Genomic DNA, 14,187 nt, shown 5'->3' on the forward strand with positions numbered 1-14,187 from the left:
CAAAAAAAGCTCGGTTGTTCGCTTTAGAACGAACAACCGAGTTTATTGACGTTTTAAGTGGTCGTTACTCCTTTAAGAAAAACACGTACAATTTTCTCCGCCATGACATGATGAGACTCATATTTTTGCTGATCATGCGCCCGGTTCCCCATCAACATTAGAGTCGAAAAAGCCTCAGCCAAGAAAAGCGGATCTTCTTCACGAAAGATTTTCTCATCCATGGCTTTTTTAAAATGCGAGGCTAGTACGTCATGAATCTGATGTTCTGATTCACGAATGGCATGAATCTGTTCTTCCTCCAGAAAAGGCTCCGCTTCACGCATCATCATTTCAATCTCACCATGCGGATTAGCAAGACGAGCTTCCGCTAATCGGATTAATCCGTCTCGTAAATGTTCCGCCTCATCCAGCATATGCGCCGTAATTTTTCTAACGTTCTGCAACATCGTTGTCATGGCTGCCACGAATAGATCCGCTTTGCCCGCGAAATGATAATATATGGTTGGTTTGGATACGCCGCATTTCTTCCCAATCTGCTGAAGGGTAACCATCTCGTAGCCAAATTCTTTAAATAGGGTAGATGCCGTATAGATAATAGTTTGTTGCATGGAAATGTCATTGTCTGTCTGCTTGGGTCTTCCGCGCAAACGCTTAGGTACTTGCTCTGGCATAGATTCGTACACACTCCTTCCACAATATTTTATGTCAAATCATAAATATAAGCAAAGAAGCTTGTAATTTTACTTACCAGTAAATATAATTAGTTCTGTAATTAAAAATGATACGTTTAAAGGTGGGCAACGAAGTTATGGCAAAGACAACAGTGCGTAAGAGCAGATGGAAGAAAATAGCGATATGGATTAGTGTAATTATTATTGCCCTGGTAGCAGGGGTGTTTGCGTACCTGGCATCTGTCACATACAGCCCTTCGGAACAAGCGGAAGTGGCAATGAAAAGTGATGATCGGGTCGTTGTTAGTGAAGTGAAGAACGGTTATCAATTTGAACCTAAAGGGCAGGACATCACACAGCCTAATGTTGTGTTTTATCCCGGAGGTTTAGTGGAGCCGGCAAGTTATGCGACTATGGCACGAGCACTAGCGGAGCAAGGACATCGTGTGTATATTACGAAGATGCCGCTGAACTTGGCGATGTTCGGGGAAAACCGGGCGGATACGTTTCTCGCGGAACATGCGGGTGAAAGCTTTGTTATTGGTGGACACTCTCTAGGAGGTGTATTCGCTTCAAGATATGCTGCGGCGCACACAGCTCAGATCAAAGGTGTCTTTTACCTAGCTTCTTATGCAGATGATGGCGGGAGACTGGACGGAACCAACTTGTCCGCACTGCAAATTACGGGAAGCAATGATGGTGTTCTGAACTGGGAATCGTGGGAAAAAGCCAAATCCAATCTTCCAAATGACACGACATATGTAAGCATAGAAGGCGGCAACCATGGTCAATTTGGCTCCTACGGAATGCAGAAGGGAGACAACGCACCTAAGATCACAGAACAGGAACAGCTTAAGCAGGTTGTTCAGGCATTGGAAGAATGGATGAAATCAAATTCAATAAAACCATGACCAAATAAAAAAAGACCGAGGTTTTCATCTGCAAACGATGAATGCTGTCGGTCTTTTTATGATTTTCGATGATTTTCTATTGAACAACGTGATCGATTTCCGCTTCTCTTGGTTAACGTCTACGGAAGGCTCCGCCGCGTGCCAGAGCAAAAAAGAGGAGCAGGGCAATGATTGAGCCAACGATCGCCGGAATGATATGAAACCCGCCAATCACCGGTCCCCTTGGTCCAAGCAATTCGGTTCCTAACCAGGAACCGATAAAACCCGCAACAATGTTCCCAATTACACCGCCCGGTACGTCCCGCCCAATCAAGTTGCCACTTAACCAGCCAATAAGTCCACCAACAATAAGTACCCAGAGCAGATCCATGGTTTGTTCTCCTTTCTTCGGGTTTATTACAAGTTATGTTGGGTTCAGTGGAATATACCTCATCTTATATTGGTGGAGTACTGCAAATGCTCTGTGCTAAGATGAGGGTACTTATGATTCAAGCTGGGGAACAAGGATAGAAGGGGTGTACAGTCCATTGAATAAAATACTTGTCATTGACGATGAAGTCGCCATTCGAGATTTAATTGAGCTGGTGCTCAGAAGAGAGAACTATGATGTAAAAACCGCAGAAGATGGCAAAACCGGGCTGCAATTGCTGGACTCTTTTCAACCAGATCTGGTAGTGCTTGATTTGATGCTGCCCGATTGCTCGGGATATGACTTGTGCAAGGAGATTACCGGGAAACGTGCAGTTCCTGTTATTATGCTCTCTGCCAAAAATGAGATTATAGATAAGGTGCTTGGATTAGAACTTGGCGCGGAAGATTACATGACAAAACCTTTTGACAACCGCGAATTACTTGCTCGCATCAAGGTAGTTTTGAGAAGAAACGAGAGCAAGGTGGAGACAAGTGAAGGGACGGAATCGCAAACAACACGCATCGTTCATGAAGAGCTGACATTTGATATGGAAAGTCGAAGAGTGCTGAAAAACGATGTTCCCGTCTCTTTGACGGCCAAAGAGTTTAAAATTCTGGAAACTTTACTTAAAAGGCCTGACAAAATCTATACTCGGGATGAGCTCTTACAGATCGGATGGGGATATGATTTTATGGGAGATAGTCGTAGTGTGGATATGACCATCATGCGACTGCGGAAGAAACTGGAGGATAACGCGGACGAACCGAAATATGTCAGAACGATCTATGGATTCGGTTATCAACTTGGAGGTGGCGAGGCCTGAAGTACGCAACCCGGCTACTGCTGAACTATTTATTTTTCTCTGTATTGTCCTTTGGCATCATCATCTTTGCCGTTAATAAAGCCATTGATTACTACAGCTTCATTACTATTGAAAAACAGATGATGGAGAAGGCAGATCTCTCCGAGCTGTCCTTCCGTGAAGTGCTGGCACAGCATCGATCATCATCAGGGGAGCCGCAGACGAAGGAAATCGTCAGACTTGCACTGGAGAAGCTGAAGGCTTCAGGCAAGGAAGTGCGTATCTATGACAGCTCCAAGCAGCTACTGGGCTTGGCTGTAGATGGCATCATCATTAATGATGGCAAACCACATATTTTCGAGAAAAATATTGAAAAAGCTCTGAGCGGTAGCTATGCCTACACTGTAACGGATGATCATCTGCTTTATTTTGCGACTCCCATTCAGAATCAATTTTACGAAAATGCTTATGTGTACGAGTTCGTAGAGGACATTTCGTACTTTTATGCAATCATGGATCAAATCCGTTATGTGCTGTTTGCAGGCGCGGGCGGATTCATTGTGCTGATTACGTTAGCCAGTCTGTGGATTGCACGAAATACAACCAAACCGATTAAGGTGCTCCTTGGTGCCGCGCAAAGTTTCTCCAGACAGGAATTTAAGCGAGTTCATCTGAACCGCAAGGATGAGCTGGGGATGCTCGCGGATGGACTCGACTCCATGGGACAGCAGCTTCATAATTACATTCAATACCAGAAACAATTTGTCTCGAACGTGTCTCACGAATTAAAAACACCTCTCGCAGCCATTCGTGGTTTCTCTCAATACTTGTACGAAGGAGAGAATGAGAACGAAGAGCTACAAAAAATCTATGCTCATCTGTTGCAGGAATCGGATCGGCTCACCCGTTTGATTAATGAACTGTTGTTGTTATCCCGATTTGACAAGGCAGGTTCAAGCGAGCTGGAGGTCGAAAAGACGGAAATGAACGCACTGATCCAGCAAGTCGCCAGAAATATGGAAGCCAAAGCTAAGGATAAAGAGATCAGGATCACAGTTAAACAAGTAGAGGAAGACCAGGCGGATGAAGGTCTGACAAAAGTCTATGCGAGCGTCAATCCAATGCTCATGTCCCATGCAATCGCCAACCTGTTGGATAACGCTATCAAATATTCAGGCAGTCATTCGCAAATTAATGTGGAGATGGAACATACGTCAAGCGAGGTCGTTGTAAAGATAAGTGACCAAGGCATAGGCATCGCGGGTGATGAACTAGAGCGAGTGCAGGAGCGCTTTTACCGGGCGAAAAATGCAAGCACAGCGAATGGTTCAGGTCTCGGTTTGTCCATTTGCAAAGAGATCGTCGAGCGTTTTAATGGATATATCGACATCGAAAGTGAGTTAGGACAAGGTACGACAATTACGATTGTGTTACCTCGTGTCTAAACACATTTCTAAAACGAAGCCCAAATAAATACCGTTACAAGACTGATACATTTCTGTTATAAGACTAACAAATGCTTCTTTTATAATGACTTCATAAGAACAAATCACACATTTATGGAGGGATTATGATGAAATTAACAAAGAAATCTGCGAGCTTTATCCTGCTAAGTGCTTTACTAACGGTAGCTCTGACGGGCTGTCAGTCCACGGATGCGAAGTCACCAACAACCGGACAGAATTCGGCTGAGCAAAATACGTCGAATGGACAAAGAAAAGGTGAAGGAACATCCGATTCAAAAAAACCGGATTCCGAAGGTACTGAAGGACAGGGCTCTGAAGTAGTGAAGGAAGGTTCAGTGAAGAAGGAAAGCAATGTGGTGCTGAAGGAGCTGGCTTTTGTCTATAATGAGCACACCATTGCGATTTCGGATACAGCGAATGAAGAGCAGATGGAACAGATGCTGGGCAAACCAGACAATTTCAAATCCCACACGTATACTGAAGGTGATGGAACCAATATGGATAATTTAATCGGATTTACGGAAAAAGTATACACGTATCCTGGTATGGAGATTAAAACGATCAGTGTACCTGAAGGAAAACAAGACTCGATCTTTGATATCAAAATTACCGATCCCAAGTATACAACAGTTCGAAACATTAAAGCAGGGGATAGCCTAGACACACTTAAAAAAGCTTATCCTGAAGGAAAGCTGGTAGGAGATGGGGCACCTGACGAGGAAGACGACTTCCGTTACGAGCCATCGAACTATGTAGATGTCATGTCATTCCATATTAAGGATGCCAAGGTCGAGAGCATTCATATCTTCAGCCTGCTGGACTAAAAGTGTAATTGATTTACTTCTTTGATTTATAGAGCCGTATCATAAGATTTACTTTTCGAACCTGCCCAAGAGTTGGGCAGGTTTTTATGTCGTTATGAGTTGATAAGAGATTATAGCGTGTTTAATGTATGTAATGTTTTTGACGTTACATATCTCCAGATTTATACATAAAGATTCAGGTGGAGTACAAGTTTTCCTTACGCAACTTTTTTGGATTCCCATTAAACTCTTGCGGCACTCAGACTATGTTTGCTTACACTTAAAACGTTTCTCTAGACCCACACAAATGTTCAATGATACCATCATACAAGTGTTACGATAGTTGAAGATTGCAGGAGGAACGAAATGTGGATCAAGTAAGATACGATAACTTAAAACTCGGGGAACGTGGGGCGATCATCAGTATCATCGCTTATATATGTTTGACCGCAATAAAGCTGGTGATTGGCACAATTGCTGGCTCTGAAGCACTCAAAGCAGACGGCTTGAATAACGCAACGGATATTGTCGCGTCCATCGCCGTACTGATTGGTTTAAGGTTCGCCCAGCGTCCGGCCGATAAAGATCATACATATGGGCACTGGCGGGCAGAAACAGTGGCGTCTCTTGTGGCCTCATTCATCATGATGGCTGTGGGATTGCAAGTATTATTCGAAGCCTTCGGTTCCGTATTCGAGGGCAAGCACGAATCTCCTGATCTCATTGCTGCGTATACAGGCATTTTCTGTGCAATTATTATGGTTTTGGTCTATCGATACAATAAAAGACTGGCCACACGTATCAAAAGTCAGGCTGTTATGGCTGCCGCACGGGATAATATCTCCGATGCTTGGGTGAGTATCGGTGCCGTCGTCGGGATCGTGGGTTCTCAGTTCGGCCTTCCGTGGCTTGATCCTGTAACGGCAATTATCGTCGGTTTACTGATCTGCAAAACGGCCTGGGATATTTTCAGAGAAGCTACGCACCATCTTACGGATGGATTCGATGTAGAGTTGATTCAAGAATACCGGGAGACCATTGCCGGAATTGATGGTGTAGAGACGGTTAAAGATGTACGAGCGCGTAATTACGGCAGCAACGCCGTAGTTGACGTGGTGATCACGGTTCGGGGAGATTTGGATCTGCAACAAGCACATGATATTTGTACGGATGTGGAGAATGAGCTGCTGGAAGAGCATGATGTGTATACGGTACACGTTCACGTCGAGCCGGAGCCAGAACAGGAAGTAGTCAAAGAATACATGTAATATTCAAAAAAATATAAAAGGACCTTGAAAAGGCAAAAACCAGTAAACGATGATGTTTACTGGTTTTTTTGATGTTGTTACCTATTTAAGGTTCGTTCAGTTTTTAACATGCAAGCATCAACACCAACGACCTCACCTAACAATCATTTAGGCATAATTGTACATAATCAGATTATTGTACTTATCCGCATGTTTTTGTTCGTCTAGAATGATTCCCCATACCGTGTCTTTGTAAATGCCGTAGGGGAGACCAAACCATATTCTTCTGTACTTCTCCACCGCAGCAAGCTCGCCCTGAAATGCCTTTTGTAAACCACCCAGATACGATGTAACGTTTTCCGGGGATTCAGTGCTTACGCCTGTGATCTCCTGGCCTGTAAGGTCTTTGTACATCTCTCTGAACATCTGATTGTGTCCACGCTCATCATCGCGAATGCTTGTAATAATCGCGGCTTGGTACGTATCTGGAGCCATACGAATAAGAGCGTCATAAAACATTTCATCATTTCGCTCGCCTTGAACAGCGGATTGAATGAGTCCGAGTGCTTCAGCTGTTGATGTGGCCCACACGGGAGTAAAGGGTTTTCGATAAAAATAAGGATACGTTGTGTACATACCAATACCTCCATAACAATAATGAGTTAAGATATGCACATATGCCCAGAAACGTAACCCTCTCTCTTTTGCTGTGCTTCATGCTATGCCTGCACCAGAGCCCTTTAACGTTCGATCTGCTTAACGATATCGTCTCTAATCATGATTTTTATCAGCTTACTGTAACCATAGGCAATGATAAGCGCCAGGAAATAAGACCAAAACGTCCAGAAGATAGTCCATCCATTAAAATAAACAACATGTCCCATAAGCTTGGCAATGTACTCGATCAATGTCAACAAGAGCGCTGAAACAGTGATACTCGGCCAAGGTCTGAAGTGTTTAACAAGGATTAGATACATCATAATGCAACCCGTAACCGGATATATTCCCAGATCCATCGGGAGAGCCGCAAAGGCTTCATTGCGAGTGTTAGGTAGTATATTCCAGAAGAAATTGAAGCCAACACTATTAATACAAGTGGATGTAGCCACACCAAGCGGAAAATAAATCAAAACGAGTCTATAGTTCCGCCGTAAAATCCATGCACCGATCAGAAGGGGGATGACCATACCAACGATCCAATTGACCAGCATATCTTTTCCCTCCAAATTAAACTGTGAGTTTTGACTGTAGTACCGATTCATAAGATGTTTAATTCTGAACTCTCGCCATTAATCCGTTTTTTTCTGCTCAAGGAGAAGATTCACTTTATCCGTAAGTGCATTTAATTTTTGATCATAGTGTCTGTACGTGTACCAGCCAATCACAGCTTTGATCGCAAAAAAGAGAACCGCAGCAATGACGACCAAGATGTAATTGTGTGCGATCTGTTTCAACCAATCATTGATGTGTTGCATTGTTTACAACCCCCGTCGCGTACATATATCATCTGGTTAAGATGCCCAATACATCTTAAGGTAATTCATAAATCTAATAAGATCCTTTGATTAAAGTAAGAGATGATTTCTGTGTTGTAAAGGAATCATCTCACTATTCATCCAATGAATTGGTGAGTTAAAACAAATATAAATATACCTTTCAGCAGATTCTTCTTTTCGGTAGAATAGAGTTATCCGATCTGTAATCTTTTTCCTTATTGATAACGGATTGGAAAAATGAACTGAAGGAGGAGAATGAATGAAATCGGTTGCTTGCAGGGAGAGGCAATTGGTGTACAGAAGGGTGGGTGTGATGCTCGTATTCATCATGCTGGCCAGTGTTTTACTTGGGCCCGGTTCAACGGCTCGGGCTGCCGGGAAGACGATTACGTCCATGGAGTACTTTTCATCTGCTGACGGACCTGTCATATCCAAATCCGGGGTTGGCAAGGCCAGTTTCGGATTCGTGATGCCTAAGTTTAATGGGGGTTCTGCTGCATGGAGCGAGGTGAACGAGGATTTAGGTGTTAATGTCAAGGTAGGAAGCGAGTGGGTGGATATTGATCAGGCGGAAGGCTTTACGTACAACCAAAACTGGGGACACTGGACTGACGCCGGCTTTCATGGATATTGGTTCACTCTCTCCTCAACCACCGATGTTCAATTGTATTCCAAAGCGAACGGAATAAAGCTTGATTATCGACTGGTCTTTCAGAACATTAACGAAACAACGATCTCAGCAATGAGCCCTACACAGGGGCCTGACATCATTGCCAGCAGCACCGGAGGCGCCGGCTTTACGTATCCCACCTTTAACAATAATCCATCAGTCACCTATGAAGCCGTCGCTCAGGATCTCAAGGTGTATGTGAAACCGGTGCAGAGCAACACGTGGATTGATATTGACAATAACGCAGCCAGCGGCTGGATTTACGATCAGAACTTCGGCCAATTCACTGAGGGTGGAGGAGGATATTGGTTTAACGTAACCGAGTCTATTCACGTCAAGCTGCAGTCCAAAACATCGGCTGTGAATATTATTTACACCATTACATTCAATGAACCTGTGCGTAATTCATTCGTAGTTACTCCCTATGAAGGAACAACTTTCACAGCAGATGAAAGCGGTTCCATTGGTATCCCGCTACCCAAGATTGGCGGGAGCGCACCTATTGCGAAGGAATTACAAAATTTTGTCTACCAAATCAATATCAATGGTCAATGGGTAGACTTAAGTAATAGTGGTCAAAGTAAATTTACGTATTCCGCCAATGGCTACAATCCGATTTCCGATGCCAATCAGTGGGGATACTGGGCCGATCATATCTACGGTCTATGGTTCCGGCCTATTCAGGAAAATATGCAAATTCGAATCGGCTATCCGCTTAACGGACAACCCGGTGGAAACGTAGGCAGCAACTATGTGAATTATACACTCATTGGCAACCCGGATGCCCCGCGTCCCGATGGCTCGGACCAAGAAGACATCATCATCGGTACACCGAACAATCCGGCGATTGAAGGCATGAATCTGATTTGGCAGGATGAGTTCAGTGGTTCTGCGCTGGATACAAGCAAATGGAATATAGAAACAGGGTATTATCTCAATGATGATCCGGGAACCTGGGGGTGGGGCAATGCGGAGCTCCAGCACTACACTACCAGTCCGCAAAATATTTTTGTTCAGGATGGAAAATTAAATATCCGTGCAACACATAGTAACCAATCATTCCCTCAAGACCCGAATCGTTTTGCTAAATATGCTTCCGGTAAGGTGAATACCAAAGACAAGTTATCCTTGAAGTACGGGCGTGTCGATTTCCGTGCCAAGCTGCCTACAGGAGATGGCGTATGGCCTGCACTCTGGATGCTACCGCAAGATTCGGTATATGGCACATGGGCTGCATCAGGCGAAATTGACGTGATGGAGGCAAGAGGCCGTCTGCCTGGAACAAGCAGTGGGACGATTCACTTTGGCGGGCAATGGCCTGCCAATCAGTATGCAGGTGGAGAGTATCACTTCCCCGCAGGACAAACTATTGCTAACGATTATCACGTATATTCTGTAGTTTGGGAACCGGACAACATCAAATGGTACGTGGACGGCAAATTCTTCTATAAAGTTACCAATCAGCAGTGGTCGTCTGCAGCTGCACCGAACAACCCTAATGCTCCATTTGATGAACCGTTCTATTTAATCATGAACTTGGCGATCGGCGGTAATTTCGATGGTGGCCGCATTCCGGATGCTTCAGATATTCCTGCAACCATGCAGGTGGATTATGTTCGGGTGTATAAACAGCAATAATGGTTTTAGCTTAGTCCGTTAAATTAGCGAGAGCGAAATCCTTCGTGTAAAGTAACATGATTATTAACGCTATATACCTGGGGTGAACTTCGATTCACCTCTTTTTTGTACACGTAAGAGAGGTAAAGGCCAGCACGTAATCAAAGACATAGATGTCAAATAGTTGAGTTTTTTCTTTGTGCGAGTACATCGAATCCTAAAAATGTTGCAAACTGTAGCAATTTATGTTGCAATGAGATGAAACTTTCTGTTTACAAAGAAGAAGGAACGTGAGGTAAGCGTATATGATTGCAAAAACGGAAGAGGATTTTAATGGTTTAAAAGAAATTGGAAGGATCGTTGCTTCCATCCGCGATACGTTGGTTGAGCGGACGGTTCCGGGTGTAACGACCAAAGAACTGGATGATTTAGCTGGAGAGCTGTTTGAGAAAGAGGGTGCCATTTCCGCACCCAAAAGTGAATATGACTTTCCTGGTTTTACGTGTATTAGTGTCAATGAAGAAGTCGCTCACGGGATTCCAGGGGATCGGGTAATCCAAGAAGGCGATATCGTCAACATCGACGTTTCCGGCTCCAAAAACGAATATTTCGCGGATACTGGTATCTCCTTTGTTGTCGGCCAGGGAGAAGAAGTGTTAACGAAAATCTGTGAGGTAGCCAAACTGGCTTTTGATGCAGGATTGAAAAAAGCGAATCCTGGCTCTAAAAAGAGCGGTATTGGCAAAGCTGTTTTTCTAACTGCCCGGCAGAATGGGTTAACTGTTATTCGTAACCTGACAGGACATGGGGTTGGCCGTGCCATTCACGAAGCGCCGGATCATATCTATAATTATAATGACACGTCAGATGATGAGTTGCTGAAAGAAGGCATGGTCATCGCGTTTGAACCCTTTATTTCTACATCTGAAGAAGAAGTGTATCAAAAAGGGGATGGATGGACGTTTGCTACCAAAAACAGTCATGTAGCTCAGATTGAACATACGATCATTCTGTCCAAAAAAGGGCCAATCATTATTACCCTGTAACTATAGAGGTCGATTAAGGTTTTGTAAGGTATACTTAAAAGCCGATTCCAGATGTAGATGTGGAATCGGCTTTTAGCGTTAGAGAGTCATTTTTTCAACAAGGGGTCTGTTCTGCAAATATAGATCCATATCCGGGCTGGAGCCATGCACGATATTGTCCGTTACAATTTTTGCCAACACTCCGTTATACACGGTTCCATTGTCGCCATAAGCCATAATGACGTAACAATGCGGATATGACTCATATTGTCCGATTACCGGCAAGCCGTCATGTGTTCCCCCGTAGAATGCTCCTAAATAATACTCGGGTTCCACCTGAATATTTGGAAAAAGCTTATTAAATTCTTGGATCAGTTTATCCTTACTTGCCAAAATTTTAGAATCCCTGGTTTCCACGTAGGCCGTATCCTTATCCATGCCGCCGATAATAATACGGTTATCCGTCGTTGTGCGCATATAAACATACGGACGTGCCGTTTCCCAAATTAACGTGCGTTTGTACCAGTTTTCTAAATCAGAAACCGGCTTGGTAATAACAGCGTAAGAGCTGGAAAGCGTGGCATTTTTTTCTACTTTAAAGTCTTTATCTTCATATCCAGCCGCAATAATCACATGTTTCGCACGAATCTCGTGGCGTTCTTTGGTATAGAAAACAGCCGAATCGTTCTCAAAACGTTTACCTGAAATCTCGGTTTCCTCGTAGATCCGTACACCTTCTGATTTTGCTTTCTCAAGCAGTCCATAAACGAATTTTAACGGGTTCATCTCGGCATCATCATGATAATAAATCGCAGCTGATTTAGAGAAAGGATATACGCTTGATATACGCTGCTCATCCCAAAAATCCACGTTGAAACCGTGCTTTTTGAGAAGTTCATATTCTTCTTGCAATGCCGGGATATCTTCCAGGTAACTCGCGTAATACAAGCTATCACGTCTTGTAAAATCAGGCTTAATCGGGAGCTCGCTACTGATATGCTCAATATGATTGATCGATTGTTCACACAATTTCAGATGACGGGCGGCTGCTTCTTCACCGAATGTATTCTTCAAAGATACAAAGCTCTTTTCCCCTGCATATTGAATCAACGCAGTGTTGGTGCTTGTGCTGCCTTCTCCAACCTTTCGCTTGTCCACGACAACGACTGATAATCCTTGATTACAAAGAAAATGAGCACACTGTGCACCCGAACTGCCCGCACCGATGATGAGAACATCACAAGTAATATTTTCCTCAAGCTTCGGGTAAGAAGGAGGATTTGTTACCGTGGTTGGCCAATACAATTTGCCGCTCTGCAGATCCATCTCGAATCTCTCCTTAAATATATTCGATACGTAGTATGAGCACTTTGTTGGAAGTCAATGCAGAGCATACGTTTCTTATGAAGGAGCAAATGGCGAGTATACCGAACATGAAGCGACTTTAGACAGGCCTTCGGATCAGCATGATCAACGAAGAAGACCACTTAATAAACATTTTTGTTTACAAAGTGGTTTGCTTATCCTATATTAAAGATACATCTGCAGGTGTATTTTACTAATATTTCAATATTTATGGAGGTGTCCGTGACACACGAGAAACCAATCGGCATCTTTCATCGACGTTACAGCGCCATGACCATTGGCATCATGTTAGTATTAACTACTTCGGCATTCGAAGGGCTCGCGATCACAACTATTGCTGCCAAAATAGCTCAAGACATGCAGGGAATTCATCTATATGGGTGGATTTTTAGTGCGTTTTTGTTATCTCAGCTTGTAGGAACACTGGTGATGGGCCAGCAAGTGGACAGGCGAGGTGTATTCACTTCCATTCTTATATCTTTTGTTATTTTTGTAATGGGGACAATGATTGCTGCGACATCCATGAACATGTACATGCTCATTGGAGGAAGAGTTTTTCAAGGATTTGGAGCTGGCGCTTTAATTACATGTGTCTATGTGTGTGTAACATTATACTACCCGGAAAATCTCCGAACTCAGATTTTGGCAGCTTTTTCGATGGCCTTTGTTCTTCCTTCATTAATCGGGCCTTATTTTGCTGGACTTCTTGCTTCTTATCTGTCTTGGCGGTTTGTTTTCTGGATCGTTATCCCTTTGATTGCACTTGCTCTTCTGCTTACATATCGCTCATTTCGTGATCTGCAGCGCAATCAGCACATTATAGAAGAAGCACGAGCAGTTGACTCAAGAACAGGTCAGGCCATTTTATTAGCTATCGGAACGGGCTTGTTACTGACAGGTCTCGGGATGATTATAAGTTGGCAGGGCATAGCTCTTTCGATTAGTGGATTCATAATCATGATACCGTTCATGCACAAATTACTGCCTCAAGGAACATTTCTAATCCAATCCGGTTTACCGGCAACCTTGGTAACAAGAGGATTGTATGTGGCTTGTTATTTTGCAACGGAAAGTTTTGTTATTTTGGGTTTGACTGAGATGAAGGGGGTATCTTCAGAAACTGCCGGATTACTTGTCGCAGCAGGCTCATTAAGCTGGTCTGGAGCGGCGTGGTTGCAAGCCCGATTGGATGTAAAAGACCAAGGTGATGGACGGAAGCAGAGAGTTATGTATGGAATTGGCATTATGATCGTCGGAGTTATGCTCGTCATGCTGGCTTTATTTTTGACGGATACCGGGATTGCGCTCATTCTCCTCTCACAGATTATTATTGGTTTTGGTGTGGGTCTGGCTAACCCGACTACCGCGGTTCTTGCTTTACAGTACGCTGAGCTTGGACAGGAAGGAAAGATGTCTGCCAACCTTCAGTTTGTCGATTCTTTTTATGTGGCTGTAAGCATTGGTGTAAGCGGTTCATTGGTTGCTTTAGCCAAAACGACGGGATGGGGCATATCCACAGGCATTCTGATGGTGCTGACGCTTCAACTTCTATTGGTTATACTGAGCTTTTTCTCATCATTACGGATTGCCGCTGTTCCTTCTCAATTACATCAGCCCACTGGACAAAAAATAGATACACTTCCGATGTAAACAAACAACCGGTCAGACCAGATACGGATCGGAGGCACATATTACATTCAGG

The 14,187-nt window shown here is 43.8% G+C and carries 14 protein-coding genes; 8 read left to right on the forward strand and 6 right to left on the reverse strand.

Features of this window, described 5'->3' with window-relative positions; genetic code table 11:
- Nucleotides 1-53: 53 nt before the first annotated feature.
- Nucleotides 54-671, reverse strand: coding sequence for a TetR/AcrR family transcriptional regulator (locus tag BLQ13_RS03635; RefSeq protein WP_090916089.1), 618 nt, complete (start codon nucleotides 669-671; stop codon nucleotides 54-56).
- A gap of 137 nt (nucleotides 672-808) precedes the next feature.
- Here BLQ13_RS03635 and BLQ13_RS03640 point away from each other — a divergent pair, with 137 nt between their 5' ends.
- Nucleotides 809-1,582: an alpha/beta hydrolase gene (locus BLQ13_RS03640; protein ID WP_090916091.1), complete on the forward strand. Its 774-nt coding sequence runs from the start codon at nucleotides 809-811 to the stop codon at nucleotides 1,580-1,582.
- 112 nt (nucleotides 1,583-1,694) lie between these two features.
- Here BLQ13_RS03640 and BLQ13_RS03645 read toward each other — a convergent pair whose 3' ends face one another.
- Nucleotides 1,695-1,952 (reverse strand): GlsB/YeaQ/YmgE family stress response membrane protein, encoded by a 258-nt coding sequence (locus tag BLQ13_RS03645; protein ID WP_090916093.1) that lies wholly within the window; start codon nucleotides 1,950-1,952, stop codon nucleotides 1,695-1,697.
- 157 nt (nucleotides 1,953-2,109) lie between these two features.
- Here BLQ13_RS03645 and BLQ13_RS03650 point away from each other — a divergent pair, with 157 nt between their 5' ends.
- The 4 genes from BLQ13_RS03650 (at nucleotide 2,110) to BLQ13_RS03665 (ending at nucleotide 6,333) form a co-directional block, all read left to right on the forward strand.
- Nucleotides 2,110-2,817: a response regulator transcription factor gene (locus BLQ13_RS03650; protein ID WP_090916095.1), complete on the forward strand. Its 708-nt coding sequence runs from the start codon at nucleotides 2,110-2,112 to the stop codon at nucleotides 2,815-2,817.
- Between the two features lie 119 nt (nucleotides 2,818-2,936).
- Nucleotides 2,937-4,241 (forward strand): sensor histidine kinase, encoded by a 1,305-nt coding sequence (locus BLQ13_RS03655; protein WP_244159205.1) that lies wholly within the window; start codon nucleotides 2,937-2,939, stop codon nucleotides 4,239-4,241.
- Nucleotides 4,242-4,366: 125 nt separating this feature from the next.
- Nucleotides 4,367-5,086 carry a hypothetical protein gene (locus BLQ13_RS03660; protein WP_244159206.1) on the forward strand — a complete coding sequence of 240 codons (720 nt, stop codon included), beginning with the start codon at nucleotides 4,367-4,369 and terminating at the stop codon, nucleotides 5,084-5,086.
- A 347-nt stretch (nucleotides 5,087-5,433) separates the two neighbouring features.
- Complete coding sequence (locus BLQ13_RS03665) at nucleotides 5,434-6,333, forward strand: cation diffusion facilitator family transporter (RefSeq protein WP_090916101.1); 900 nt, start codon at nucleotides 5,434-5,436, stop codon at nucleotides 6,331-6,333.
- Between the two features lie 147 nt (nucleotides 6,334-6,480).
- Here the strand turns inward: BLQ13_RS03665 and BLQ13_RS03670 are convergent, their stop codons facing one another.
- The 3 genes from BLQ13_RS03670 to BLQ13_RS03680 form a co-directional block, all read right to left on the reverse strand.
- On the reverse strand, nucleotides 6,481-6,948 hold the full coding sequence (locus tag BLQ13_RS03670; RefSeq protein ID WP_090916103.1) for a ferritin family protein: 468 nt from the start codon (nucleotides 6,946-6,948) through the stop codon (nucleotides 6,481-6,483).
- A gap of 104 nt (nucleotides 6,949-7,052) precedes the next feature.
- A complete protein-coding gene (locus BLQ13_RS03675; RefSeq protein ID WP_090916104.1) occupies nucleotides 7,053-7,523 on the reverse strand; it encodes a hypothetical protein in 471 nt (156 codons plus the stop codon).
- A 78-nt stretch (nucleotides 7,524-7,601) separates the two neighbouring features.
- Nucleotides 7,602-7,787, reverse strand: coding sequence for a hypothetical protein (locus BLQ13_RS03680; protein ID WP_090916107.1), 186 nt, complete (start codon nucleotides 7,785-7,787; stop codon nucleotides 7,602-7,604).
- Between the two features lie 334 nt (nucleotides 7,788-8,121).
- On the opposite strand from BLQ13_RS03680, the gene BLQ13_RS03685 reads away from it, so the two are divergent.
- Together BLQ13_RS03685 and map are read left to right on the forward strand one after the other, a co-directional pair.
- A complete protein-coding gene (locus tag BLQ13_RS03685) occupies nucleotides 8,122-10,116 on the forward strand; it encodes a glycoside hydrolase family 16 protein (protein WP_244159222.1) in 1,995 nt (664 codons plus the stop codon).
- Between the two features lie 284 nt (nucleotides 10,117-10,400).
- Entirely contained in the window at nucleotides 10,401-11,141 is a 741-nt protein-coding gene (map, locus tag BLQ13_RS03690; RefSeq protein WP_090916109.1) for a type I methionyl aminopeptidase, read from the forward strand.
- 78 nt (nucleotides 11,142-11,219) lie between these two features.
- Here the strand turns inward: map and BLQ13_RS03695 are convergent, their stop codons facing one another.
- Nucleotides 11,220-12,446: an NAD(P)/FAD-dependent oxidoreductase gene (locus tag BLQ13_RS03695; RefSeq protein WP_090916111.1), complete on the reverse strand. Its 1,227-nt coding sequence runs from the start codon at nucleotides 12,444-12,446 to the stop codon at nucleotides 11,220-11,222.
- Between the two features lie 324 nt (nucleotides 12,447-12,770).
- Between BLQ13_RS03695 and BLQ13_RS03700 the strand changes: the two genes are divergently transcribed.
- Nucleotides 12,771-14,135, forward strand: coding sequence for an MFS transporter (locus BLQ13_RS03700; protein WP_090916511.1), 1,365 nt, complete (start codon nucleotides 12,771-12,773; stop codon nucleotides 14,133-14,135).
- Nucleotides 14,136-14,187: the final 52 nt, after the last annotated feature.

This window comes from Paenibacillus polysaccharolyticus, from assembly GCF_900102085.1.
In the GTDB taxonomy this organism is placed as follows: domain Bacteria; phylum Bacillota; class Bacilli; order Paenibacillales; family Paenibacillaceae; genus Paenibacillus; species Paenibacillus polysaccharolyticus.